Genomic DNA, 26096 nt, shown 5'->3' on the forward strand with positions numbered 1-26096 from the left:
TTAATCAGATGAGTTTTGAATTGGCACTAATAGACTACTCTAAATACCCTTTCCTCAAAAGCCTCGAAGATGAACTCAAAAAGTACGGCAGTTCAATAACTATAAAAGACTTATTAATTACTAGTAAAGAAAAACTTGATGAAGCAAGGAGTAGAATAGAGAACGTTATGAAAGAAAAATTAAATGTACCATACTCACAGCTCCACGGCGACACGGTCTTAACCTTTTATTTATCCTTACTTATTTTGTCCGCGTTAGGAAGTAAAATCCTTACAGAGAAGTTCGTTGAGAATGAGGTAAATGTTTTTAAATCGCAATTAATGATGGAAAAACCAGACGTAGTAGTTGAAATAGCAAAAATATTAGGAATTAATGTTAACACTGATGAAATAGAATTACGTGAGTATCAGGGTAAAAAAATAAGGTCAATAAGACTCCCTTTTGCTATTAATTTTGTTGAGTACTTAAAGTATTCGAAAGAGTTAAGGAAAAGAGACGAAAAATTCTCATTACGTAAACACGTCTTACAAAAGGGTAATGTATATTTAGACAAGAATGAACTAGTCGACCTAATAACTGACAAAATCAGAGAGAGGATAATGAACATAATTAAACAGATCCAACTTACTGACATTCCAGAAGAAATAAAGAAATTAGCTGATGAAATTAAAGGAAGAAAAACTCCACCCTGCATTATGGAGTTAATGAAGAAAAAAGAAAATCTTACCCAAGAGGAAAAGAAGATACTCTTGACATATATTATCGACATAGGAGCTGATACCAGGGGCTTTGCTCCAGAGGAGATAGTGAAGGAAACTAAGAAGACTAGAGTTATAGTTTACTCTTGTGAAAGGCTAAAAGAGTTAGGTTTGTGTGTAAATGATTGCGGAGTCAAAAACCCATTACAATTGTATTATGGTAAGCTTCTGTAGACGTAATAGAATCTTTGCACTACAGTTACTGCGGATAAAAGACAGAAAATTGCTAGAATGAACGAAGCTACTTTAAACGAAAAGAAAGATACGAATAGGACGATTATCGTAAATATAATCCTTTCCCCTCTTTCTATTATACCCCTACCTTCGATCTTGGTTAAGCCTAAAGATTCTCCCTTAGCTCTAAGATAGGGGATAACTAATGACAGCCCTATAAGGAGAGATGTCAGGAATGACGAAAAACCAAGGATCACTAAACCTAGGAGGTAATTAACATCCTCAATTCTGTCCAAGCTACTATCAATGAAGCTGCCTTTTACTCCCGCAGCATTAGCCAACCTCGCTATTTCACCATCAAGTGCATCCATAAAAGCTGATATTGCTATAAGTAAAACCCCCAGAAGTGGATTTTTGAATATATACATAATTAGTAAGTACACAAAGGACAAGACTAGACCCAGTAGAGTTACAGTATTTGCAGTGAGACCCATTTTGATTAAACCTTTAGCAATAGGTTGAAGAATCTTCTTAGATTGATTCCTCACTCTGGTTATCATAACCAACACCGTTATTAACTACTTACCGAACTTTTAATGGGACTATGAAAGCTAAAAAACTGATCTTGGTAACATCCGAATCTCATCCTTCGCATAAAGCATTTTTAAAAGTTACTGAAGATTTGAGTAAGGAGTTAAATATAGAAAAGGAGATAAAAATAGAGGACTACAGCTTCCTAACAGATTACGGCGAGAAGGACGACTTTGGAATGCCATTCCTACCACAATTGCTGATACAAACAGAAGACGGAAAAATAGTACCAGTTCTAACCCAAATGCCATTTAACCAGAAATTACAGCCTGATCCCGAGAAGGGGAAGGAAGAAGCTCTTAACAAAATTAAAAATATTACCTGAATAGTTTTAGTATAAGTGAGAAACGTGAGTTACGTTCCACATGTGCCATATGTACCCACACCAGAGAAGGTAGTAAGAAAGATGCTGGAAATAGCAAAGGCTGGCCCAGAGGACATAGTTTATGACTTAGGATGCGGTGATGGCAGAATAATAGTAACAGCTGCTAAGGAGTTCCATGTTAAGAAAGCTGTCGGAGTAGAAATAAACGACGAAAGAATAAAAGAAGCAATCGAGAATATAAAGAGAAATGGAGTAGAGGGAATAGCCCATGTTGTAAAAGGAAACTTCTTTGAGGTAGATATTTCAGAAGCAACAGTCGTAACTATGTTCCTGCTAACAAATGTAAACGAAATGTTAATGCCTAAGCTCCAGAAAGAGCTGAAACCGGGAACAAGGATAGTATCTCACGAGTTCGAAATGAGAGGATGGAAGCCTAAAGAAGTCGTAAAAGTTGAGGACGGAAATATGACACACCTTGTTTATCTTTACGTAATTGGTGAAACTTAATGAAGGTTTTAATATTAAGAAGTGAGGACGGAAATATAACTAAAAAAGATATAGTCGAGGGAGAGTTTGACAAGGTATTAAGGGAGATAGCTTCTAGTGCCTTAAAGGAATGGAATGAGACCTCCTCAGACTTCACGATAATGAGGGACATGTACGAGGTTAAAATACCCCTGCCCCTAAAACCCAACGTTTACGAAATAATTAAGGGCTATTTAAAATCTAGGACAAAGACTGAAGCTATAGCAGAAATACCAGTATATATAATAAGTTTTGATAACAGATGGATGGACTCAGATTATCGTGATATGAAGGTTTACGTGGTGTCTCCCTATATCGATGAGAACGTAGAAAAGGAATTAACTGACTATGCTATTCAGGCTACTTCACAGAAACCAATGACTACTGAAGAAGAAGAGGAAGAAGAAGAGTAAATTGTTTGTTTGTGTGATTTTTGTCTAGGAGTAAAAAGTTATTTTGTATACTTATTATTGGCGAAGAACGAATCTATGGTTATAGTAGATACAATCTCATCCCAGCTAATGTTGAATGCTCTTAGTATTTGTTCAAACGTGCTTCTTAACGCATCAACATATTTATCCGCATCAATTTCACTTAGCTTCGCTAGCTGTACTGGCTTTACTCCATCTTTGTTCTTTACCTTCACAAACAATATTACATCTCTAGGAAGCACCATTACGCCGTAGGCAGCTAACTGCAATGCTGCTTTTACGTGTTGTGGGGTGTTCTTCTTGTATGCATCTAAAGGTTTTGAAAGCATAATCCTAAATGCTAGCTCGTCGAGATTATAACCTTTATTTTTCAACTTGTTGTATATATCTTTTATCTTGTTTTCTAGTGCTACCTTAATTTTAGGTATATCATCTGGGGAATTCATAGATGCTATTAGTGTCTTGACTTCATTGAACTCTTTCTTAATAAACTCCGGTGTGTTACGTTTCTTTGCTAACATTCCCTTAATGTCGGTCTTACCATCTGGGTATACGCCAAGATAATTCTTCTTAAGTCCCGAAAACGCTACAAACTTATAAACTTTATCGACTTCTAAGTCTAGACCGAACTTTTCTTTTACGAATTTAATTATCTCCTCTAGCTTATCCTTAGGAGGGTTATATATGAATAAAGAGTCTGTATCACCATATAACACTTGTAAACCCATAGACCTTGTAGTCTGTGAGGTCATAGTTATAACATATCTACCTATGGCAGTGACGCTTTCTGCTACTGCAGGTGCGTATAGAGGGAACGTTTCTGCACCGAATACCCCATAAGTAGCGTTGATGAATACTTTCATAGCTCTTTGAACTACATCATAAAGTGACCTTTGCTCCTCTGAAACGTCCTTCTGTTTAGCCTTCTTCTTATAAATTTTAACTCTGAAGTCCCTAAGTAATCCAGTTATAACTGCAGTTATACCCGGACGATCCATGCAAACAAAGTGTAGCTTTTGTCCTTGTTCATCTACTATCCATTCTTTTTTCTTACAATCCATGTTGTCTACCGTTTCATAACTTATGTTCCAGTTTCTGATTATTGAAGGATACAGTGAAGCAAAATCAAGAACTACAACATTGAAATAAACGCCAGCAGGTGGATCGATTACTACTGCACCCTTGTATCTTTTACCTTTAATTGTAGCTGCGGTCTTAATTTCGTTAGATCTAGCAAGTATATCCTCCTTTAATGGTATAAGCCAATTTAATTGCCTATGTTCCCAATAGTATAAGTTCTTTACCCACGTAGATACTTCAGTTCTCGTCAGTTCTTCTAAACCTAGTTTAGATATTCTAGCAAGTAATATTATTAATTTCCAAACTAGATTATTGCTATATGTAGTCAACTTTAACGTAATTTCCGCGTCTCTGAAGTTATACTCAACCAACTTGCTCAGGTCGAGAAAGCTGATAAATGTGTCAAGTTTAACCTTAGACATACCGAGTAAAGCACTTGCAACTGCATCTAAGTTATACTCACTATATTTACCTTCAAATGCATAATTTCTTACGGCTTTGTTAAAGAAGAACTTGTAGAGATCGATATGCAATCCTGGTAGGAATTTTCCTTCGTCATTAACGATATCGAAAGGTATCTCATCTTCCTTAAAATTAAGCCTTAAAGCCCTATAATATATGTAGGGAATATCGAATTCGTCTCCGTTAAAAGTTAGAATTAACGGATACTCAGCGACTATCTCAAAAAACCTTGCCAATAACTCCTTCTCTGTCTGGAAAGTTTCGACGCTAAAGTCCTTAGCAGTAATTTCAGTATTTACATCATGCCTTATTAAGACGAGTACCTTCTTCAAGCCATCGTTCCCAGCAAGCCCGATGCTTATAATCGGAAACTCGGCTCTTTCTGGAGAAGGTATTCTACCTTTAGAAGGTGTATAAACCTCTATATCTATTGCAACTCGCTTTACGTCTGGTACCTCGCTTTCAAATATTGGTATCCACTCCTCTACAGTCCTCTTTGTCATTTCATCTGAGTCAGCAAATGCTCTCTTTATCTCCTCAACCTCTTCTCCTTTCAGCTCGGGCTTAAGCGGTTCTAATTTACCTTTTCTCACTAAGTAAGGCAAACCTGGTATCAGACCTAAGTCATAAACGTAATTATTGAAGTACTTAATATGTGCCTCAAAAGCCTTAGGCACTGAATTCCTCATCCTCCTTACCGCTAGAGGATCCTTGGTTACAACCTTAGTGAGCTTAATGTATTTACCCGTATAAGGATCTATCTTCTGAACTAACTCTATGTGGTCAAAGGAAGGATCCCTGACTATCTTAGGGATCTTACTAACCTTATCTGGTTCAATATCGGTCAGAAAATAAGGCTTATGATTAGTGTTATCATATAAAGTGTAAATCTTACCCGTGATCTTATCGTAAAGTTTACAAACAGCTTTCCCCTTTTTGCCGTCATAATCCACCTGAAGTAAGAAATAGGTTTTACCCTCTTCCGCTTCAGATAACCATGACCCCCTCTTTTTTAAGGATTCTTTTCTAGGCTGTGTATAGGATATTTGTTCTTCTTTCTTAGGTTCCTCTCTAGGATTTTTCTCGTCTTCCTTCTTATTGTTGACGGTAAAATCAAAAAGCGTTACTTGTTTAGCCATATACAAATTTATTATTGTGTGGAATACGTTATAAGTTTGGAGGACCCGTAGCTCAGCCAGGATAGAGCGCCGGCCTTCGGAGATACGAGGAAAGCCGGCGGTCCCGGGTTCAAATCCCGGCGGGTCCGCTATACCTCATTTAACAAAACTTGAAAGAAAAATCTCAGTCTCCTTAGCAACATTCTCCCACTTTGAATGAAGGTCGAGAAATTGGCTTACCTTCTCGTCATTGTGTTCATCCTCGTAATCTTGTTCGTTCATTTCCTTAACCTTGTTAGCAACTGCAGCCATTCCTTTAACGTCGTACTCCCTTACAATCTTAACTGGCTTCAATCCTCCATAAACAAATCTTATCGCGGGAATATCATAAGCGACTACTGTAGTTCCTAAAGCCAGAGCGTCAAGAACTACAAGTGAAAAACCGTCCTGATGGGAGGGGTAGATGAGCACTTTAGCATTAGCCACAGTCCTATATAGCTCATCGTAGGGTAAATAGCCCTTATACTCAATACCTTTAACTTCAAGAAACTTCTTATCACTTTCGTTATATAACTTTCCACACACAACGAGTTTAGTACTTAGTTCACGAGCTATCTTAGGTAATTCATAAAGACCTTTTTGAGGAACAAGTCTTGCAAAAAACACTGCGAAATCGCTTTTGTTTCTGGTCTTTCTGTATTTAAAGAGAGTATCTTTATCGAATGCATTCCCAGGTTTGTATACTTTTGTCTTTACTCCGTATTTTCCAGAGACCTTATCTAAGCCTGAATAGTAAAATGCTGAAGGAGACACACTTGCAATCCCCCTCAAAACTCCGTCTCTCATTGCCCTTAAAAAAGCCCATTTATCAGCCTTATAAAAGAAATACATCATACTGTCATATACCCATCCTTTGAGGCCGAGGAAGTGTCTATACCCCCTTCCGAAGGAATTCCTAAAAGGTTCGTCATGTAATAACTTAACTAACGGCTTACCCAACTTCTTGGCAATATGATACGAAAGTCTTAGCGTAATCGCATCTTCATGCATATCATAGACTATATCTACTTTACTAGGTAGTTCGTCTAGTATTTTTTTGTCAAAGCCTAAATTACCCCAATTGAAATATACCATATGAGAATTAATAAAATACCGAAAAGTGCGAATTTGAGTGGTAACTCCGTTCTCTAAATAGAAGTAAACTAAGGGGTGAATCTCAACTCCTTTTAACTCTTCTACGACCTTCTTTCTTGAAGAATCTACGAGAAAAGAGGGAGTGTAGAGAGTTACCGAATGACCTAATTTAACAAGTTCTTCAGTCACGTTCTTAATGTGCGTATAAACTCCAGAAGTATTAAATATATTCCCTATAACAAAAATGTTCATTGTAAAAAATTTTAACTTGATTGTCCTTTTAATCCTTCTACTCTCTTTATTATCTCATCAACTAGTTCCTTTGCTTCACCTGGGTCTACTATAGCAGCTGAAGCAGCAGCTACTTGAAGGTTACAAGCCTCGCCTAGAGCTTTCTTTGAGGGAACGTAGACATACGGTATCTTCTTTTCCTCGCACAAAAGTGGTAAGTGTGCTACTATTTCTTCTGGCTGTACGTCTTCAGCTATTACCACAAGTTTTGCCTGACCTCTTTCGACAGCTTTAGTTGTCTCGTTAGTACCTTTCTTTACCTTTCCAGTCTCTCTAGCCTTCTTAACAGCTTCTAATACCTTATCGGCTAAATCTTGTGGAACTTCAAATTTTACATAAGACGGCTTAGACATGCGTTCATCCTCCTCCTAGCTCGTCACGCAATAACATATCACTTCTTGGAGATTAAAAAACTTACTCATGTGAAAATATAGCATGAATAACCACACTGTTATTCTTTACTTCCTTTTTATCAATTCTCACAAATCCGAACCTCACGAACTGGACTATATCGTCCTCTTTTAAATTACCAATCTCCTTCTCACCTACGCCGTGGATTTCACCAACTCCTGCGTTAGGGTCTGCAACATATACTATTACCGGTACGGCTTCGTCTTTCTTTACCCATTGAACGATTTTAGCGTTAATTTTTCTTGCTTCCTCGACACCTTTACTATGGTAGATTAACTTTCCTCCCTCAATCGTTACGTTACACAACTCCATTAATCTAAGGACTTTCTCTTTTGCATCGTTTTCGTCAATAAATATAGAGGAACCTGGTTTCACCATAATCTCACGATAATTTGATGGATTTGAAGGGTGATAAGGAATTCTCGCAATTATATCCTCTGGTATATCAATTACGTACTCCCTTGGATTCGGAATGAACATTAGCCTCTTAGCAATCTGGTCAAGTTTTTTTCTATTTACAGAAGCAATATTGTCAAAACTAATTGTCGCATCGGACACTTTAAGACCAACAGTAATTATGATCTCTCTGATAGTATCGGGAAGAATGCCTCTTCTTCTCAGCCCTGCTAATGTAGGAAGTCTCGGATCGTCAATACCGGCTCCTCTGTCAAGGGCTGTTCTGATCTTGGATTTGCTCATCATAAAACCTTCCAGTTTAAGCCTACCAAACTCATGGACTTCTGGATAAGACCATCCCATGTAATTATATATCCACTTCTGTTTCTCCGCATTCACTGCATGTTCTTTCCCCCTGAATATGTGTGTAACTGTTAAGTCATGATCATCCATAGCACTCGCGAAATTGTAAGTAGGCCATACCCAGTACTTGTCGCCCTCTAAAGGATGCGGATTAGCCTTTACGTCTATAATTCTCAGTAAAACCCAATCCCGTTGTGATGGATCTGGAAGATTCAGATCAGTCTTTAATCTAAGTACAGCCTCTCCTTCTTTAAATCCCCCATTCAACATTTTTTCGAATAGGTCGAGATTAAAAGAGGGTTCCTTATTCCTATTAGGGCAAGGCATCCCTTTATCTCTTTTCTCCTTGAATTCCTCTTCGCTGCAAGTATCTACATATGCATAACCTTTTTCAATGAGCACCTTTGCGTATTTATAGTACAGACACAAACGTGCTGAGGCCCTAACTTCTAAGTCCCACTTTATCCCCAACCATTTTAAGTCTTCTCTTATCCAATCGTAAGCTTCCTTAATCGGTTTTTTAACTTTAGGATCTGTGTCATCAAATCTCAGGATGAATTTTCCTTTATACATTGAGGCATATTCGTAAGAGATAATTGCTGCTCTCGCATTCCCTAAATGCAACGGACCGTCAGGATTAGGGGCAAAACGTGTAATGAGAGATCCCTTAACGGATATAGCAGGTAATGTTTTTTTACCACTCTCCTCCTTTTTCCTCTCTTCTAACATTTCTGGATATTTATCCTTAAGTTCCTTCATTTGATCTTCAACGCTCATAGAGTTTACTTTTTCTACGACTTTCTTAGCAAGGTCTACGATCTCCTTCGCCTTTGACCTTAAGTCAGGTCTATCCGAGAATATTTTGCTCACAACCGCATTTACGTTAGCTTTCCCGTTATGTTTAACAGCGTTTTGTAAAGCGTATTTATAAATCAGCTCCTCTATTTCTTCCATGTACATCACCTCTATTTGTGATTAGCATGTTTACAAATTCTGCTACTCCTTTTCCACTTTTCTCCTTAGTTATATAGTTTCCCAATTTCTTTACCTTCTCTTCACCGTTGCCTACTACTACTTTAAATCCCACTTCCTCTAAAAACTCTACGTCAGTGTCTGAATCACCTATGCCTATCACGTCATTCTTGCTTACTCCTAATAACGATAGGAGAAACCTAACTCCGTCAGCTTTCCCTTTTTTAGACTTCGAGATGTGAATAGCGTAACCACTAGTTTTAATGTATAATCCTTTTTCTCTAGCCCACTTAACCATTTCCTCTGTTAATTTTGGTGGGGTGAATGTTAAGTCACAACATTTGAAGGGATTTTGCCAACTACCCCTTACGCTGAACAGTTTCTCGAACTCAGTAATTAGACCTTTATCGATCTTCTCACAAACTTCATAGAGCCCTTCGTAATAGACTACGCACCCGTTCTCCGCTACTATTCCTCCATTAAGGCCTAAATACGTATATAGTGCTCTCAAAACTGGGTATGAATTTCCGCTTACAATACCTACTTTAAAGTCAAGTTTTTGGACTTCTCTTAAAGCTCTGATTGCGTCTAATTCAAGAATATAAGTATCTCTATTGACAGTTAAAGTCCCGTCAACATCGACTAGTATTAGCTTCAACTCAATATATCTCTTGCCCTATTCACAAATTTATAGTCAACGTAAATTCTCCCAATATTTATATATTCTGGTATTGATTTCAGCAGAGTGCTAGACAAATCTTTTAGAGATTTATATTTTCCCTTTGATAATACCTTAATCTTACTTTTATCGATAATTTTTATCTTTTCTTCAAACGGGAAGATTGCATCTCTAGGGATTCCATATCTCTCTAACTTGCTGACCAGCTCCTCTAAGGAAGTAGTAAGCTTGTCAAAAGTAACCTCTTCAAATACGACCTTTGGACCATTTCTATTTAAGAAATTCTTTATCTGTAGCTTAAGACTATCTGATGTATTATAATCTGATAAAGCCTCATATAATTTAGAAAAAACCCATTCGTCGTCCCAATATACCAAGGAACCTTCATTAACACTCTTCTTAATATAGTTTGTGTTAAACAATTCCGGACAACATGATTCTACCACTTGTTTAAATATGTGACGTAAATATATCTCGTATCCTAAAATGGTTTTATGATAATACACCGCCTGATACATATGCAGTCTGGATATATAAAAATTCTCTAGACTATATAGCCCTTTTTCTAAGACTATTATGTTACCATCTTCTCCGTAACTAATTGTATCTATTAACCTTTCCAGATCCAAGTTTCCTAATTGAACGCCGGTATGTCTAGAATCCCTTATTAAGTAGTCCATTCTGTCTACATCAACATCACTATCTATAATACTCGAGAAAGAGTTATCTCCATTATATATCTGGAGAATTTTCCCCACATCAACTGAATGCTCCTCAAATATTTCTTTAAGTTCAGCGTCATTACGTATAATTTCGTCCCTCAATACTTTATTACTGAGATTTGATTGAAGGTAAAGTGGTTCAATTGCGTGACTAAAAGGAAACTGACCTATATCGTGAAGGAGGGAGGATAAGCGAATAAGATTAAGTTCTTCTGAGGTTATAATACCGCTCTGTTGAAGCTTTTCACCTACTTTCTGCGAAAGATAAAAAGTGCCTAGGGAATGACTAAACCTAGTATGCATCGCGCCAGGGTAAACAAGATAGGCCAAACTGGTTTGTTTTATCCTTCTTAACCTTTGAAAAATGGGAGAATCTATTATCTTTGTTTCAAGATCATTTAAGGTTATGTAACCGTGAATCTCATCAAATACTTTCTTCATTGATATATGACTAAACTAGAAGTATTAAAAATGAATGCCCATCCCAGCTCAGAAGGGCTGCGGGTCCTCGCGGACCCCACGGCCCTTCTAACGTGGGCGGCTTAACTTCCGGGTTCGAGATGAGTCCGGGTGTTACCCGCCCACTATGGCCGGGTGGGCAATCTATTGTAATCTCTCAAAGCTTAAAAAAGTATCTGATTTAATACGCCGTTATTTGTTCTTTTGCTGTTGATTAGATTTAGCATATATACCCCATATAAAAAGAGGTGCACCGTCTTGGGGACAAGTCCCCTCAATCTTCGGAATAAAGTCGCCCTCTCTGAAAGGCCTCTCAGTAGTATATCCGCATTTAAGACATTTCAGTACAGTTACAATAGGTTTTTGCTGCTGTTGACTTTGGCTCATTGAGCTACACCTACTGTATTTCCTACTCCTATCATTAATACAGTATCGCCAGGTTTAGTTCTTTCTAGTATCAGCTTCTTAACTAATTCAACAACTTTGTCGGCAGCTTCATACACTTCTTGAGGCATGGATGTAATTGCCTCCTCCATACTCATCTTTACTATCACAGCATCTATTGGTATGTTATACTTTACAGCAACCCTTTCGATCGCAATCTTCTCTGGACCCGGATCTCCCATAGCAACTCCAGTTCCTTCAGCAATCTCACCTGTAGTTTCCCCTTCTAACTTTGCTGCTGCGTCAACTGTTATTATTCTTGCTACTTTTCCGTTTTCTTTCTCTACAATTTTCTCTACCGCCTCACCAGGAGTTCCAACTGTAGCCATAGGACCTTCAGCTTTAACTACTATAAGCTTTCTGCCTTCGAATAATGTTTCCCCAGCTATCACTTCTCTACTTGGAGACCATTTTTCTGGAATCGACATTAGAAATCTAGAGGCAACTAATGGACCTAGAGAGTCACCTACTGGAATACCTTGGATAAATGTATCTTGAGCCTTCTCATAGGCTTCAGCCATTTTTACCAGAATTGGAACTACACTCTGCAATTGCAACAGAATGAAATAACTGTTCAGTTTTTTACCCAATAAGAGATAATGTCTGATGACCTTGTGAAGGGTATTTAATGCATTTATAATCTCAGCGGAAACTTCTATCTTACTTCTAGTTACTGGGTCAACATTAGGTAATGTAGTCATTATTATACCTTTAATCCTGTCTTCACTTGTCCTAATTAGTAGCCTCATCCTACTAATTATATCCGTAGGCTCTACACTAACTGGGTCTATAGTAAACATATCTGCAAATCTCTTAGTTAGCTCTTCTGGATTCGGTGCACCTTGTTTTTCTAATAATTGTTTGGTTTTACTTTTAGCAGTATTCAAAGACTTCTCTATCTTAGCCAGACCATTTTCTATTTCCCTAGAAGCAAAGTAAATATACATCCTCTGTTGAAAACCAGGTAGCGACATCAAAGCAATGAGAGCGAAGAATACAATATATGCAAGGAAATAGTAAGCACCATTTAATTGATTAGCCGCACCTGATTGAGCTAAGGCTATTATATCTATTACGCCTAACATTCCTCCATCACATTTATATTATAAACACAAGAGATAATAATTTTTTATTAAGTTATTACTTCCACTTCATCCTTAGTAACTAAGACCGTATGTTCGAACTGTGACACAAAACCCTTCTTAACTTCCAACAGGATAGGATAACCTCTAAGGGCACCTTTCCTCATGAGGGTTCGTATCATCTGTTTTACGTATTCCGCCTCTCCCAGGTTAGCAAACCAACGTTCGCTGAAGGGATTCTTATTTACTTTTTCATAGATCTTCATGAGAAAGCCTTTTTCCTCATCTGTTAACCCCTTAACATCAGTAGACCTTACTGCAAAAATCGTAGTCTCCTTTCCCTCTACCACTTTTCCTCCACCGTCCGTAGCGAAGGGTTCGATAGCGTAAGTATTATCCTCGATTATCCTTCCCATTCCTCTCTCGTAAACGTTTGGAATAAATATCCCTGCATGAAGTTCATAACGCCTAATCAAGTGACCGCCGAGGTTCGCTATGGGTTTATATCCGTAGCTCTTAATAGTCCTCTCAATCGCCTTTCCGATTTCTCCGATATCTACTCCTGCCCTTATAGTCTCTACAGCCTTATCTAGGGCTTCCTTTGATGCCTCAGCTAATTTTTCATATTTAGGATCTAAGACTACTGTTACGGCAGTGTCCGTTATATAACCATCAATGTGAGCACCTAAATCTAATTTAACAACCGCATTTTCAGGGATCACTTTAGTGTCGTTGATCACGGGACTGTAATGAGCAGCTTCATTATTTATAGACAGATTGCATGGAAACGCAGGAAAGGCTCCACTCTCGATTATTATTTTCTCAACGGTTTCACAAATGCCTATAACCTTTACCCCAGGCTTAATTAACTTCGCCCCTTCTTCTCTCGCCTTAGCCGCAATTTTTCCAGCTTTTCTTAGTATTTCTATAACCTCTTCATTCATGAGGGTATATAAAGAAAGGAAGTTTTAATTTTTAGCTTAGAAATATTCTATTATGCCACAACTACGTTGGTTAGGTCATGCGGCTGTCGAACTTTATATAAACGGTAAACATATTATTATAGACCCATTAATAAAAGATAACCCCTTATCCCCCGTAAAGTTAAACTATTTTGAGAATAACCTAGACCTAATTGTAGTAACTCATGACCATTACGACCACTTAGGAGACACAGTTGAACTGATTAAGATGAACCCTAAAGCAAAGGTCTTCGCTACTTACGATTTAGAAGCCTATCTAGCTAATGAGTACAAGATTGATTGGGACAAATTCATACCGGCTAACGTAGGAGGATACGTAGATTTCAACGGTATCAAACTTGCGTTGACAAAAGCTGTTCATTCTAGTGAGCATAGTGATCCCACTGGTGTAACAATTAACGGAGACGGAATAACAATATATCATGCTGGGGACACGGGGATCTTTGAAGACATGAGGTTAATAGGTGAGTTGTTTAAGCCTGATTACACTCTATTACCTATTGGCGGAAGGTTCACTATGGATCCTCAACAAGCGGCTATAGCGGTAGAGATGTTAAAGCCTAGAAAATATGCAATACCAATTCATTATAATACTTGGGATTTAATCAAAGTAGATCCTAATGAGTTCGTAAGAGAAGTGAATAAAAGAGGTTACAAGGCATTATTACTTCAGCCTGGACAGAGCGTGGAACTCTAAATGTTAAGCGAGAACGAGATTAAAATAGTTGAATATTTGAAGACGAAACCAGACAGAACTGCATCAGCTGAGGAGATTAGCAAAGCTTTATCAATCCCGATTTCCTCTATCTATAGCCTCGCCCAACTATTAAAGGAAAAGGGATACGTAAGGACTGAAGAGAAAAAAGTAACTAAATATGAGCTAACAGAGGAGGGTAAACTAAGGCTTCAGAATGGAATGCCCGAAGAGAGGCTGATCAAGATCCTTAACGGGCAAAATAAAAAAATAAGCGAGCTCAGAGAGGTCTTAGGCGAGGAATTAGAAATCGCTTTAGGTTGGGCGAGAAGGAAAAACCTTATAAAAATAGATAAAGACACGATCACCCCTCTTGTTAACGACTATCATTCCCCAGAACTTGACCTATTGAGAGACCCTTCTAAGATAGACAATGAGAATTCAAAACAGTTAATTTCGAGGAAGCTAATAACTGCTAAACAAGAGACGTTTCTTCTATTAACCCTAGTACAAGACGTAGTGGAAACTACCAAAGCTATAACTTATATTACACCTGAAATCCTGAGGAGTGGTGAATGGAAAAAATCCCCGATTAAGGAGTACAACGTTGAAGTGGAACCACCTTTCTATCCGTTAGCTAAGAAACACTTTTTCAAGGAGTTCTTGGAAAGACTAAGGGACGTAATGATAGAACTCGGATTTACTGAAGTTAATGGAAATTACGTTGAACTTGAATTTTATAATTTTGACTTACTGTTCCAAGCACAAGATCACCCCGCAAGAGAAATACATGATAGCTTTATGATCGAAGGTAAGGGAGAAGTTAGAGACGAGGAGTTGATTGAAAGAGTTAAGGAAATGCACAAGAAGGGCTGGAAATACGAATGGGATGAAAACGTTGCCCTGAGACTGGTTCTAAGAAGCCAGACCACCGCAGTAACGTCAAGAGTTTTAAGTTCTAAACCTAAACCACCGATAAGGACTTTCACTATCGGTAAAGTCTTTAGACCAGACTCAATTGATGCGACCCATTTAATTGAGTTCCATCAGCTAGACGGTCTTGTAATAGAGGATGGTTTTACATTTAGAGATCTGCTAGGCGTTTTAAAGGAGATATTTTACCAGATAGGGATAAAGGAAATTAAATTCAAGCCAGCTTACTTCCCGTTCACCGAACCAAGTGTGGAAGTCTACGGAAAGATTGAGGGTCTCGGCTGGGTAGAAATGTCAGGAGCGGGACTATTAAGACCCGAGATTCTTCAGGCAGTAGGAATAAATAGTGACGCAGGAGCATGGGGAATAGGAATAGACAGACTTGCAATGCTTCTTTTCGGCTTGAAAGATATTAGATTATTATATGCTAATAGTATAGAGTTTCTCAGAACATTTACGGGTTGAGACTCATGGTAACTATAGTAGTCTATAAATGGGATATAATTAATCAACTGAAGATAAAGGAAAGCGAACTAGAAGAGCTACTTTTTAACTTAAAGTCCGAAGTTAAACCAGTTGATCAAGATCATGTCGAAATAGAGATTAATAACGATAGGCCAGATCTTCTATCCTCCTCTGGAATAATAAGAGCAATTAAGGGATTAAAGAAGTTAGAACTGGGAGAAGCCAAGTATGAGGTAAAGAAAAGCGAATACACATTAAGCGTGGAAAACGTTGATACAAGACCCTATGCAATAGCAGGAATAATAAGAGGAGTAAGATTTGATGAGGACACACTGAAGGAATTGATACAATTTCAAGAAAAACTTCATATAACTATAGGAAGAAAGAGGAAAAAGGTTGCAATAGGCATCCACGACTTAGATAAGATTACGTCTAAAAATATTGTATATAAAGAGATCCCACTAAATTACAAATTTATACCACTTAACGGGAATAAAGAAATAACCGTCAAAGAAGTTTTAGAGTCTACAGACCAAGGAAAACAATATGGAAATATATCAGTGAAGAACGGGAAAACTCCAGCGATAATGGAAGATGACGGAAGCATACTGAGCATACCGCCCGTTATAAATTCAGAAAAAACTAGGATGGAGCTAACTACCAAAAATCTTTTCATAGATGTGACCGGTACGTCTTTAGATGCCGTGATCTCTACCTTAGACCTATTAACTACTAACCTCGCTGAGATAGGCGGGAAGATAGAGCAAGTAAAAGTTTTAAGTGCACAACAAGACTTCTGGTCTCCACTGCTAAAGCACACGACGATGAGAATCTACTCGGATTATGTAAATAAAAAATTAGGAGTAAACTTGCCAACCAGTCAGATAGTAGAGTACTTAAGAATGGCCAGATTTGACGCTGATAGTATGAGTAAAAATGAGATAGAAGTTATTATCCCCCCTTATAGGGTAGATATAATTTCACAGATTGACTTGGTCGAAGATATAGCTATGATGATAGGATATCAGAACCTTGAACCTTCGACATATAAACTTTCGAAAATCGGGAATGCGTCTGAAAAGACTTTAATCAGCAGAAAATTGAGGGACTTAAGCGTAGGGGCTGGTTTCACGGAGATATTTACTTTCGTTCTAACTAACGATAGAGAAATTCAGAGCGATTACGTGAAAATCCTAAATCCAGTAACTGTGGACTATACTGTTATTAGAAACTCCTTAATTCCTACAACACTATACTTCTTGAAACAAAACCAGCACTCAAGAATGCCTATACTTGTGTTTGAAATAGGCGACGTCGTAATTAGGGGAAATACAGATACGGGCTATAAAAACTCAACCAGAGCAGTTTACGCAATAATGGACAGTAAGGTTAGCTTTGAGGAGCTTCAAGCTAGAATTCACCAGATCCTTTATAATTTGAAAATAAACTTCAGCTACAGAAAAAGTGAACACCATCTCCTAATTAAGGGTAGGACTGCTGAAATAATCAGAGATAACTCTGAGGTTATAGGAATAATAGGAGAAGTCCATCCAGAGGTTTTAGAAAAACTGGGGATCGAATATCCAATAGTTATAAGTGAAATATACGTAGATAAACTCAGTGGCGATAACGAATGATAACACTACTAAGTAGCGGAGTAAGGATATACTACGAAATGAAGTCCCAACCTGGTTTGACGAGTACTGTAGTCCTAATACACCATCTGGCAGGAAGTGTTAAAAGTTGGAAACATGTTTATCCTATCCTAGCGTCAAAATTCAATGTGTTAATTTACGATTTACGAGGACATGGTAGATCATCAATACCCTCCTCTCCCTACTCGATCGAAGAACATTCATCTGACTTGAGAGAACTTCTTGAAGTAGAAAATATCAAAGACCCAATTATTATTGGTCATTCACTGGGTACTCTAATTGCCATAGATTACGCATTAAAGTACAGCATCAAAAAACTGGTTTTGATAGGGGCATTATATAAAGCCCCCGCCAGAGAACCTTATGAGAAGATGATTTCTATAGCACTCTCTCTCGGTATGGAAGCTCTAGCAGAATATAGGAGAAAGGCAAATGACTTCTCACCTACTTTATATATGAACCCTAGAGCATGGAACGACCTCCTTGAAGTATATCGCGAAAACACACCTCTTGGCTATAAATACGCTGTAGAAGGTTTGCTTAACGCTAAGGATTACTCAAATGACCTAGAAAAGATAGATGAAGATACTTTAGTTGTGTACGGGAGTGAGGATAAGCTAGTACAAAACTTGCAAGTATTCCAACAAAAAATTCGAAAATTGAAAAGTAAGGTATTTCAGGGATATGGTCACTTCCTTAACTTTGAATACCCAGAAGAACTTGCTAATGAAATCTTAGCCTTCTTGAATACTTCCGCCTAATTGTTTGCCTATTTCCATAAGCTCCTTCTTACAATTTTTAACTTTTTTCTTTATTTCTTCTTCGTTCTCAGAACTACCGGCAATTTGGACTTCCAGTAGAGGATTATCGAGTTCTTTTCCTTTGGGATGTGTCTTTATATAAAGATTGTATTTCTTAACTAATTGTTTCACGTACGGGGCTAACGCTGACTCCATCACACCTTTAATGATGAAGTTTTCCTCATAATATTTCTTATTAGGTCTGTTACTCAAGTAACGGGATAGAAAGTTTTCCAAGACGTTTTCCATCTCTCTCGGAACTCCTGGAGCGGCGAGTATTTCTATTCCTTGATAATTTATGTAAATTCCCGGAGCTATCCCAGCTTCGTTCTCGACCGGTATACTACCTTGTGGCATCAAAGCCATTTTTCTCCTTTCTTCTGTAAGTTGTATTCCTAATCTAGAGTACTTTTCAATTAACATTTGAAGAGCTCTTTGGTTTAGCTCAAGTGGTCTATTAATTGCGAGAGATAAGCCTTCACTTGTCTTATCATCATAAGTAGGGCCTAGACCCCCAGTAGAAACTATTAATTTAGGTTTTCTACTTAGCGATTCTATAAAGGCTTGTTTTATTTCATCGAGTTCGTCCATAACTACCGTTATTCTCCTTATAGTAAAACCTATTGAAACCAATCTTCTAGCTATATGGGAGGCATTTGTGTTAACAGTTCTACCGCTCAGTATTTCATTTCCTACGGTTATAATTTCAGCGTAACACTCACACACAAAAATAGATAAAAGGGCGAAGATTAATTATTTTGTGCGTGAACTGTTAAATGTTTGAACGTTACCTATCTAAAGACACTGAGATGCTAAGGAGCTCCGAAATAAGAGATCTGCTTAAATTAACTGAAGGAAAAAAAGTCATCAGCTTAGCCGGTGGTTTACCAGACCCTTCTACTTTTCCCGCTGAAGAAATAGAAAAGATTACATCAGATATACTTAAGAAGAGTCCTGAGAGAGCACTACAGTATTCTACTACTTCCGGAATAGTTGATTTCAGAAAGGAATTAGTAAACCTATCTGCGAGAAGGGGGATTACTGGGATAAATGAGAACAATATATTTGTTACCGTAGGAAGTCAAGAAGCTTTATTTATGATCTTTAATTTACTCGTTGATCCAAGGGATACGGTAATCGTAGAAATGCCAACCTATTTAGCTGCACTAAATATTCTAAGGGCAAGGAAGCCCAATTTCATAGGAGTTAAGGTTACGGAGAAAGGTCCTGACATCGACGAACTGGAGAGGAAGGTTAAGGAGAGTATATCTAACGGTAAGAAGCCAAAGTTGATGTACGTAATTCCAACAGCCCAAAATCCTGCTGGAACTACGATGAGTTTAGAGGACAGAAAAAGGTTGTTGGAAATAGCTGAGAAATACGACTTCCTAGTAGTGGAAGATGATGCCTATGGATTCTTAGTCTTTGAAGGAGAAAGTCCTGCACCTATTAAAGCTTTAGACAAATCGGGTAGAGTTATTTACACTGGCACTTTCAGCAAAATCTTAGCACCGGGATTAAGGCTGGGATGGATAGTGGCGTCTGAAGAATTTACTCATGAGTTGGAGTTATATAAGCAAAATGTGGATCTTCACACTCCTACTTTCACCCAAATGATAGCGATGGAAGCTATTAGGAGAGGAGTTATAGACAGACAAATACCCAAGATAAAGGAGACTTATCGTAAGAAAAGGGATGTAATGTTAAGTGCTATAGAAAAGTATTTCCCTAAGACAGCTAGATGGAGTAGACCGGTAGGAGGGATGTTCGTATTTACATGGCTTCCCGAGAAGATAGACACGGTTAAAATGCTCGATGAGGCTATGAAAAGAGGAGTTGCTTACGTACCTGGTTCTAGCTTTTATTATGACTATAGCGGAAGAAATACCATGAGACTAAACTTCAGCTATCCAAGCCCTGAAGAATTAGAACAAGGGATAAAGATCTTAGGACAAACTATTTCTTCTTATTTATGACATGAAAATTTTTTCTGCGTTAAGTATAACCCCAGGTTTTGGTGTAGGTATCGAAGCCTCAAGAGAATCAGATGAAACTATTAACTCATTGAACAATTTATCACTTATCTCATCTTCGATATAGTCGAAGACCCCGTCCATTTTTATTGGTTCAATAAATTTCACATTTAGCCTTGTAGGTATTATCGATGGCCAACTGTTAAGGAATCTCGGAAGGGCTAAGATATCACCTTCCTTAGAACCAAGTTGTAAAAGTATTCTTATCCAGCTCCTCATACTACCAGCGAATACTATATCCCAGTTACCACCATCTTTAACCTCCTCTACCCCGTATAGTCTGACTTTATATCCCTCGTCGTTATATAGATATATTCTATTTGCATAACCTACTAACGTTAATGCTGATATATATGAAACGAGACCACCACCTATTATTAACACGTTAAACCCTCTCACTATCTTTCTCAGTTGTAAACCTATACTTACAAATGGATATAGAATATACTTAACGTCATAATCGTTCGGCAAGATTACTAAACTATCGCTGGGTACTACAGCGTTCTCAGCTAAGATTCCATCTATTTCTGTTCCGATACCTCCATACTTTTTAGAGTAAGGGAGAACTATGGCTTTTTTACCCTCAATGTTTTTATCGACCTCAATCCCTGCATTTCTTACTTTAACTATGCCGGTACTACCCAGAATTCTCTTTGGTTCTACCCAAAGAAAGCCCGTGTATACAGCATTCTCTATTCCTGTTAGTAGCACTAGAGAAGGTGATACCATTACATAATCCTTATTTATAGGTCTTTCTACAACGTCTTTCATCGTAATACCTAAATCGAATACTATTGCCTTCATTCGTAACAAATAATGTATTTCACTTATTAAATTTTCGACTGATAATGGGTTTAAATGCGCATAATCCATAATCTCAGCAAAGAGGCTAGGACTAGGATTATTGAACTTCTACTACAGAAAAGAAGCAAAAAGGAGCTAGCTGAAGAACTGGGTTTATCTCCAGCAGCAATAACGAAGTTTTTGAACAATACGACCCACCCTAGCGATGAAACCATTGAGAAGGCTTTTAAGATAGCTACTGAACGAGAGAAGAGAGAGATCATAGATATCATTCTCGACGACTTATTGGAGAGTTTAGAGGAGTTTGTAGAGGAGACTAATGTAATGGGTAGAAAAATACTTAAGATCAAAAAGATCATAAACTCAGCTATGTTCTCTTAGGCTCATATAGAGGACATGTTATACAAATGTCGGAAAACTTTGCCACCACAACTTTTTTACTACCATTCTCTAGAACCACTATTGCATCTTGAGGAATCCCTAATTTTTCAGGTTCACTTATGCTCCATGCGTTACAAGTATCATTAAAAACATGTCTGCAAGTTTTCGCTTTCCACAGACCTTGAGACCTGGCTATATTTAACCAGCTAGTAATTGTAAAGAGTCTATCCAACTGTGACTTGACGTTATTAAACTCTTGACTAGTAGAATCGTTTAAGTTCTTTATTTTTTCCCTTAACTCCTTTATCTCCTCTTCAAGATCTGATGCAGAAATTAATACTACGTTATTTTTTAAAGTATCTTCATTTGTTATGCTCATGTTTAGATCCTCTACTTGATACCTTTTTAAGGGAAATTGCCAAATACAATTCCATGGTTAAGGAATTATACAAAGAGAGGGTCAAGGTTCTGACCGATATTTGGGGAAAAATACTGGAGAACACTAACGTTACAAGAGAACAAGTTCTCAAAATACTTGAAAAGTCTTATGAGGAAAAACACATAAAACCGATCAGAGGTTTCAAAGCCGATGAATTATACGAGAAAGAGCTAATCAGCCTTTACGTAGTGGGAAAGGACGGATTGGGTTTACTTAATGAATATCGAGAATTATTCGATAGGGTCTTTCCCTCAGAAATAAAGTTCGATAATGCAGCACAGCTTATTATAGAGAATAAACCTTTAGAAGCCTACGAGATGCTGGATAAGGATAAATCAAGCCTTGCTAAAACCTTAAGGCTTATTTTTATAGAAGGTATATTCTCCTTCAAACCCGAGCAGGCACTATATGATGCATTACGTATTCTAAGCTCAGTTAACGTTGATGAAATCCAGCACACAGCGATCAGTTTTGCAAGATTTTATACGGCATTTAAGATAGCCGAGGGAATAGCAACTAGGAGCATTAGAGACAAGTTGAGTCTAGAAGCCCAAAAGAGAGCTATAGCTATAAACATAGGTATAAAGTACCCTCTTCCAAAGCCAGAATATATAGCAATGATAGCAGAAAAAGTGTTTACTGTTAGTCCTAAAACTATAAAGAAAATTATCGGCTCATGAAATGATTTTTAAATTTATAATTAGATTATAATTATTGATGCAAAATTTATCATCTACGCAAAGGGAGATACTTCTAGCTCTAGTAGACTTATACAATAAGAATAAAAGAATGATAAAAAGTAAGGAAGTAGCAGACGTTATAGGAAAGGATGAAGGGACCGTAAGAAACATAATACTTAGCTTAAAAGTTCTCGGATTAATTGAATCGAAGCCCGGGCCTAATGGTGGATATGTACCAACACTCAAGGCTTATGAAACAATAAAGAACCCTATAATAACACCTATTCTGGATCAGTTAAGTCTATACAAAGATGGTTTTGAAACTGATATAAAGATAAGTAATATAGAGATTCTTGATATTACTAATCCTTCTGGGAATAAAGTTCTATTAAGGGTTAGCGGTGAACTAAAGAAGATAAAGGTAGGTGATACCGTAAAAGTAGGTCCGGTACCTTATAGCAGGCTCGTAATAGAGGGTGTTGTAATACATATTGATGATTCAAGGAAGGAATTGATCCTAGATGTTACAAGAATGATTAGTATTCCGAAGGTTCAAGTCAAGAATATAATTTCTAGAAAATTAATCGCTCTAAAACCTAGCATGACTCTCAAGGAGGCATCACAAATACTTTATAAAGAAGGAATAAGAGGGGCTCCGGTTTTAGATGAGAACGAAAAAACCTTAGGGATACTTACTACAGCAGACATAATAAAGGCGTTCTTTGAAGGAAACTATGAGGCGAAAGTTAGTGATTATATGAAGACTAACGTGATTAGTATAGGGGATGAGGACGACATAATGACAGCCATAAGAAAAATGCTAATATATAACGTGGGTAGGCTTCTAGTACTATCTAGAAATCAAAAGGTAGTAGGAATAGTAACTAGAACAGATATTCTTAAGACTATTGCTGGATTGGAAGAGTTAGTAAATGCATGAAAGAATTGCAATCGTTACAAGGAATAATAAGCTAATAGAGCTGAAGAATATAGCCGAAGGAGATGATAGGTTTCAAGTAGATCCTGAGGAGTTCTATAAATACACAAATGAGATAAAAGCAATAGTTCATACGCACAAAGACTCTTGTGAACCTTCCTTATCTGACTTACAATACATGAGCTTATGGGAAGTGCCATGGATTATTTGTAGCAAAAAATGTGTAAAAGCATACTTATTCACTGCTCTCGGTATACTGGAGATTGACGTCAATTCCCTTATTCCTAAGGAACTCCACAACCTTCTCATGAAGCTTCTTCAATAATTCTCTCTTATCTTCTGCTAATACTACATCAGAGTACTCTTTCAGCAATATATTATGAGCGAATGGACTCGGAATATTGAACGGGCCTACTACTTTAACCATAATTTCACCACTTCTTACTTTGCTTACTATCTCTATCGCTCTTTTTATATCCATGTAATCCTCTAAAATTTCCCTTATGGTCTCCTTGAGGACAGGAAAATCTTCCAACTCTTTTACAACTCCAAGCAGAACCTCCGAGTTTAATTGCCTACGATCAATATTCGTCTCCCTACCTTTATAGCGCTTTAGTAACATAAACGATCTTTCAGCACAATGTCTAAACCTACGCTTCAGCATCTCAGTCCTCATTATTACTCTACTTAGTATATCATACATTTCATCAGGGTTAAGCCTAGCTAAGACTGAACCTATATCATAGTCAACTATGTTCGGTAGCGTAATTATAAATCCGTTATCTGTAACTGCTATTCTTAAGTCAGTTTTTAGGTCGTTACTCATAACGTAAGCTACAGCTCTAGATAAAGCATCTAAGGTTCTCCTTCCATAGAGGGCATGAAAGATAAAGTTCCTTCTTCCCTCTTCATCATCATAAATTTCTATCACAATTAGCTTATCCGTCGGTACAACACCAGCGAACATATATTGCTCGTATATATACGTGTAAATAGACTTAGCTCCGGATTTCGATAACTCATATTCTTTTGCAATCTTTTCTATAACATCTCTCGCGTTAGCGCCATGAGAGATATACTCGGCAACCATACCTCTGAACTTTCCTATTTCAAGTGCTGAGTCATAAGCTAATGGTAACATCTCCGAAAACCAACTAGGAACAGTGGGTCTTTGTCCCTCTGCATCCCTCACGATAATTACGTTATTCTCACTTCTAATAAATTCGTACGTCTTTCCGGCAAGGACGAATATATCTCCGGGAGTAAGAATTTCTACGAACTCTTCTTCGAGGTTTCCTACGTATTTTCCTTCTTCTGTCTTGACCGGAATCATAGCCTCATCGGGGATTGTACCGCTATTGAGGAAGAATATCATTCTAGCTCCGCTTTTAGGGTAAATTACATTATCTTTTAGCCTGATTTTCGCATAAACTCTTTTATCTTCCAGTTCGTAACCACCAGCTAAATAATTAACTACGCTCAAGAACTGCTTCTTTGAAAGGTTAGAATAGTTATAAGAGTTAGTGATGATCTCAAATAGTTTATCAATTGAAACAGGGGAAATTAAGGACGATGCTACTATTAATTGGGCTAAAACGTCTAAAGGTGAGGATGGTATGTGAATACTGTCTATTTTTCTCTGCCTTGCTAGTTGTGCCAAAATCGTGCATTCTACTAGATCATCCCTATCTACAACAACTATTCTTCCCCTGCTCACATTTCTGATATGATGACCCGCTCTCCCTATCCTTTGCAATAATCGGCTTACACTCTTAGGGCTGCTTAAGAGTATGACTAGATCAATGTATCCGATATCTATACCGAGTTCTAGACTGGTGGAAGAAACTACGACTTTTAACTTTCCTTCTTTAAGCTTCTCCTCCACATCAAGCCTCACATCTCTACTCAAACTACTATGATGAGCAGCTACTAAGTCAGAGTCAAATATCTTCTCCTCCTCAAATAATTTTCTAAGCTTGTAAGAGACTCTTTCGGCAGCACTTCTAGTGTTTGTAAATACTAAAGTTGTCTTATATTTCTTAATTTCGGAGATCAAGAAATCATAAATCCCCTTACTAACCTCCTCTTCCGACGCGTGAACTAAGTCCCTTACTGGCGAAACAACTTTGATGTCTATTGGCTTAACAAATCTAGCATCGATTATTTCAAAGCTTCTGTTACGTCCTACCAGAAATTTTGCTACTTCTTCCAATGGAGATACAGTAGCACTTAATCCGATCCTAACTATCTCGTTTTTAGCTACCAAATTCTGATATAGTTCTAAAAGTCCAGATAAATACGCTCCTCTTTTACTGTTAGCGAGCTCATGAATCTCGTCAATTATTACCCACCTTACATTAGCGAGTTTATCTCTGAATTTAGGGGAAACTAAAGATATCCCGAAAGATTCGGGGGTAGTTATCAGTATGTGGGGAGGGTCCCTAAGCATCTTTTGCTTTTGGTACGACGTAGTGTCGCTCGTTCTAATACTCACTTTTATCTTAGGTAAGTCTGGATATAGAGAGCTGAGTTCCGACAAAGGTTCAAGTAGGTTTCTCTGCATATCATTATTTAACGCTCTTAACGGGGAAATGTAAATGGCGTAAATCATATTCTCTAGATTACCTTCATAACCCATTTTGATCAAGGTATCTAAAATACCGAGAAAAGCTGCCAAGGTTTTTCCGCTACCAGTCGGACTAGAGACAAGCACATTTTTACCGGCTTTTATTAAGGGAATTGCTCCCCTCTGTGGTGGTGTAAAAGTCTTATACTTTTCCTTAAACCATTTTGCTACTTGAGGAGTAAGGAGTTTATATATCTCTTCATCAGAAATAAAGTTAAAAGCTTGAACTTCCATGTTAATGTATTAAGT

General features: G+C 37.6%; 27 protein-coding genes, 1 tRNA gene and 1 rRNA gene. 14 read left to right on the top strand and 15 right to left on the bottom strand.

Annotation, left to right across the window (positions count from 1 at the left end; translation table 11 throughout):
* The first annotated feature begins 8 nt into the window (after positions 1 to 8).
* Positions 9 to 932, top strand: a complete 924-nt coding sequence (locus WIW72_RS02285) for a DNA primase regulatory subunit PriL (RefSeq protein ID WP_337701428.1) — start codon at positions 9 to 11, stop codon at positions 930 to 932.
* Here the strand turns inward: WIW72_RS02285 and pgsA are convergent.
* Positions 914 to 1501 carry an archaetidylinositol phosphate synthase gene (gene pgsA, locus WIW72_RS02290; RefSeq protein ID WP_337701426.1) on the bottom strand — a complete coding sequence of 196 codons (588 nt, stop codon included), beginning with the start codon at positions 1499 to 1501 and terminating at the stop codon, positions 914 to 916. The two genes, WIW72_RS02285 and pgsA, sit on opposite strands and share 19 nt — an antisense overlap.
* Before the next feature lie 35 nt (positions 1502 to 1536).
* Here pgsA and WIW72_RS02295 point away from each other — a divergent pair, with 35 nt between their 5' ends.
* The 3 genes from WIW72_RS02295 to WIW72_RS02305 are packed head-to-tail and all read left to right on the top strand — an operon-like array spanning position 1537 to position 2786.
* Entirely contained in the window at positions 1537 to 1848 is a 312-nt protein-coding gene (locus WIW72_RS02295; RefSeq protein WP_337701425.1) for a hypothetical protein, read from the top strand.
* 24 nt (positions 1849 to 1872) lie between these two features.
* Positions 1873 to 2355 (top strand): protein-lysine N-methyltransferase, encoded by a 483-nt coding sequence (locus WIW72_RS02300; RefSeq protein WP_156006165.1) that lies wholly within the window; start codon positions 1873 to 1875, stop codon positions 2353 to 2355.
* Positions 2355 to 2786: a DUF2286 domain-containing protein gene (locus tag WIW72_RS02305; RefSeq protein WP_337701423.1), complete on the top strand. Its 432-nt coding sequence runs from the start codon at positions 2355 to 2357 to the stop codon at positions 2784 to 2786. Before WIW72_RS02300 ends, WIW72_RS02305 begins: the two co-directional genes overlap by 1 nt.
* A 38-nt stretch (positions 2787 to 2824) precedes the next feature.
* Here WIW72_RS02305 and WIW72_RS02310 read toward each other — a convergent pair whose 3' ends face one another.
* Positions 2825 to 5485 (bottom strand): DNA-directed DNA polymerase I, encoded by a 2661-nt coding sequence (locus WIW72_RS02310; RefSeq protein ID WP_337701421.1) that lies wholly within the window; start codon positions 5483 to 5485, stop codon positions 2825 to 2827.
* Positions 5486 to 5526: 41 nt separating this feature from the next.
* Between WIW72_RS02310 and WIW72_RS02315 the strand changes: the two genes are divergently transcribed.
* Positions 5527 to 5613, top strand: a tRNA-Arg gene (locus WIW72_RS02315).
* A 7-nt stretch (positions 5614 to 5620) separates the two neighbouring features.
* On the opposite strand, the gene WIW72_RS02320 is transcribed toward WIW72_RS02315, so the two are convergent.
* The 9 genes from WIW72_RS02320 to map all read right to left on the bottom strand — a co-directional run bounded on the left by WIW72_RS02320 (position 5621) and on the right by map (position 13361).
* Entirely contained in the window at positions 5621 to 6850 is a 1230-nt protein-coding gene (locus WIW72_RS02320) for a glycosyltransferase family 4 protein (protein WP_337701419.1), read from the bottom strand.
* An 11-nt stretch (positions 6851 to 6861) separates the two neighbouring features.
* Positions 6862 to 7242, bottom strand: coding sequence for a 50S ribosomal protein L7Ae (rpl7ae, locus tag WIW72_RS02325; protein ID WP_337701417.1), 381 nt, complete (start codon positions 7240 to 7242; stop codon positions 6862 to 6864).
* 61 nt (positions 7243 to 7303) lie between these two features.
* The gene (locus WIW72_RS02330; protein ID WP_337701415.1) at positions 7304 to 9019 is read right to left on the bottom strand and encodes a glutamate--tRNA ligase; all 1716 of its coding nucleotides are present in this window, start codon (positions 9017 to 9019) and stop codon (positions 7304 to 7306) included.
* Entirely contained in the window at positions 8985 to 9689 is a 705-nt protein-coding gene (locus WIW72_RS02335) for a phosphoglycolate phosphatase (RefSeq protein WP_337701412.1), read from the bottom strand. Before WIW72_RS02335 ends, WIW72_RS02330 begins: the two co-directional genes overlap by 35 nt.
* Positions 9686 to 10873: an HD domain-containing protein gene (locus tag WIW72_RS02340; protein ID WP_337701410.1), complete on the bottom strand. Its 1188-nt coding sequence runs from the start codon at positions 10871 to 10873 to the stop codon at positions 9686 to 9688. Before WIW72_RS02340 ends, WIW72_RS02335 begins: the two co-directional genes overlap by 4 nt.
* A gap of 38 nt (positions 10874 to 10911) precedes the next feature.
* Positions 10912 to 11030: ribosomal RNA gene (rrf, locus tag WIW72_RS02345) — 5S ribosomal RNA — on the bottom strand.
* A gap of 53 nt (positions 11031 to 11083) precedes the next feature.
* The gene (locus tag WIW72_RS02350; RefSeq protein ID WP_156006149.1) at positions 11084 to 11278 is read right to left on the bottom strand and encodes a hypothetical protein; all 195 of its coding nucleotides are present in this window, start codon (positions 11276 to 11278) and stop codon (positions 11084 to 11086) included.
* The gene (locus tag WIW72_RS02355) at positions 11275 to 12408 is read right to left on the bottom strand and encodes a DUF1512 domain-containing protein (protein ID WP_337701703.1); all 1134 of its coding nucleotides are present in this window, start codon (positions 12406 to 12408) and stop codon (positions 11275 to 11277) included. Before WIW72_RS02355 ends, WIW72_RS02350 begins: the two co-directional genes overlap by 4 nt.
* Before the next feature lie 59 nt (positions 12409 to 12467).
* Positions 12468 to 13361, bottom strand: a complete 894-nt coding sequence (map, locus tag WIW72_RS02360) for a type II methionyl aminopeptidase (protein WP_337701408.1) — start codon at positions 13359 to 13361, stop codon at positions 12468 to 12470.
* A gap of 52 nt (positions 13362 to 13413) precedes the next feature.
* Here map and WIW72_RS02365 point away from each other — a divergent pair, with 52 nt between their 5' ends.
* Genes WIW72_RS02365 through WIW72_RS02380 form a run of 4 tightly spaced genes read left to right on the top strand, consistent with a single transcriptional unit; the run spans position 13414 to position 17908 of the window.
* Positions 13414 to 14097 (top strand): metal-dependent hydrolase, encoded by a 684-nt coding sequence (locus WIW72_RS02365; protein ID WP_337701406.1) that lies wholly within the window; start codon positions 13414 to 13416, stop codon positions 14095 to 14097.
* On the top strand, positions 14098 to 15492 hold the full coding sequence (gene pheS, locus WIW72_RS02370; RefSeq protein ID WP_337701404.1) for a phenylalanine--tRNA ligase subunit alpha: 1395 nt from the start codon (positions 14098 to 14100) through the stop codon (positions 15490 to 15492).
* Between the two features lie 5 nt (positions 15493 to 15497).
* Complete coding sequence (pheT, locus tag WIW72_RS02375; RefSeq protein WP_337701403.1) at positions 15498 to 17129, top strand: phenylalanine--tRNA ligase subunit beta; 1632 nt, start codon at positions 15498 to 15500, stop codon at positions 17127 to 17129.
* Positions 17126 to 17908 (top strand): alpha/beta fold hydrolase, encoded by a 783-nt coding sequence (locus tag WIW72_RS02380; protein WP_337701401.1) that lies wholly within the window; start codon positions 17126 to 17128, stop codon positions 17906 to 17908. The genes pheT and WIW72_RS02380 overlap by 4 nt, the downstream gene beginning before the upstream one ends.
* Here the strand turns inward: WIW72_RS02380 and WIW72_RS02385 are convergent.
* On the bottom strand, positions 17882 to 18673 hold the full coding sequence (locus tag WIW72_RS02385; protein WP_337701399.1) for a nicotinamide mononucleotide deamidase-related protein: 792 nt from the start codon (positions 18671 to 18673) through the stop codon (positions 17882 to 17884). The two genes, WIW72_RS02380 and WIW72_RS02385, sit on opposite strands and share 27 nt — an antisense overlap.
* Before the next feature lie 50 nt (positions 18674 to 18723).
* On the opposite strand from WIW72_RS02385, the gene WIW72_RS02390 reads away from it, so the two are divergent.
* The gene (locus WIW72_RS02390; RefSeq protein ID WP_337701397.1) at positions 18724 to 19923 is read left to right on the top strand and encodes an aminotransferase-like domain-containing protein; all 1200 of its coding nucleotides are present in this window, start codon (positions 18724 to 18726) and stop codon (positions 19921 to 19923) included.
* Here the strand turns inward: WIW72_RS02390 and WIW72_RS02395 are convergent.
* On the bottom strand, positions 19918 to 20784 hold the full coding sequence (locus WIW72_RS02395; protein ID WP_337701395.1) for a zinc-binding alcohol dehydrogenase family protein: 867 nt from the start codon (positions 20782 to 20784) through the stop codon (positions 19918 to 19920). The two genes, WIW72_RS02390 and WIW72_RS02395, sit on opposite strands and share 6 nt — an antisense overlap.
* Before the next feature lie 54 nt (positions 20785 to 20838).
* On the opposite strand from WIW72_RS02395, the gene WIW72_RS02400 reads away from it, so the two are divergent.
* The gene (locus WIW72_RS02400; protein WP_337701393.1) at positions 20839 to 21165 is read left to right on the top strand and encodes a helix-turn-helix domain-containing protein; all 327 of its coding nucleotides are present in this window, start codon (positions 20839 to 20841) and stop codon (positions 21163 to 21165) included.
* Here the strand turns inward: WIW72_RS02400 and WIW72_RS02405 are convergent.
* Entirely contained in the window at positions 21152 to 21544 is a 393-nt protein-coding gene (locus tag WIW72_RS02405) for a hypothetical protein (protein ID WP_337701391.1), read from the bottom strand. The genes WIW72_RS02400 and WIW72_RS02405 overlap by 14 nt on opposite strands.
* A gap of 53 nt (positions 21545 to 21597) precedes the next feature.
* Here WIW72_RS02405 and WIW72_RS02410 point away from each other — a divergent pair, with 53 nt between their 5' ends.
* The 3 genes from WIW72_RS02410 to WIW72_RS02420 are packed head-to-tail and all read left to right on the top strand — an operon-like array spanning position 21598 to position 23546.
* Positions 21598 to 22284, top strand: a complete 687-nt coding sequence (locus WIW72_RS02410; RefSeq protein WP_337701390.1) for a DUF2192 domain-containing protein — start codon at positions 21598 to 21600, stop codon at positions 22282 to 22284.
* 37 nt (positions 22285 to 22321) lie between these two features.
* On the top strand, positions 22322 to 23224 hold the full coding sequence (locus WIW72_RS02415; protein ID WP_337701388.1) for a CBS domain-containing protein: 903 nt from the start codon (positions 22322 to 22324) through the stop codon (positions 23222 to 23224).
* Positions 23217 to 23546 (top strand): hypothetical protein, encoded by a 330-nt coding sequence (locus tag WIW72_RS02420; protein ID WP_337701386.1) that lies wholly within the window; start codon positions 23217 to 23219, stop codon positions 23544 to 23546. Before WIW72_RS02415 ends, WIW72_RS02420 begins: the two co-directional genes overlap by 8 nt.
* Here WIW72_RS02420 and WIW72_RS02425 read toward each other — a convergent pair.
* Entirely contained in the window at positions 23457 to 26081 is a 2625-nt protein-coding gene (locus WIW72_RS02425) for an ATP-dependent helicase (RefSeq protein ID WP_337701384.1), read from the bottom strand. The two genes, WIW72_RS02420 and WIW72_RS02425, sit on opposite strands and share 90 nt — an antisense overlap.
* Positions 26082 to 26096: the final 15 nt, after the last annotated feature.

This window comes from Stygiolobus sp. CP859M (assembly GCF_037389975.1).
Taxonomy (GTDB): domain Archaea; phylum Thermoproteota; class Thermoprotei_A; order Sulfolobales; family Sulfolobaceae; genus Stygiolobus.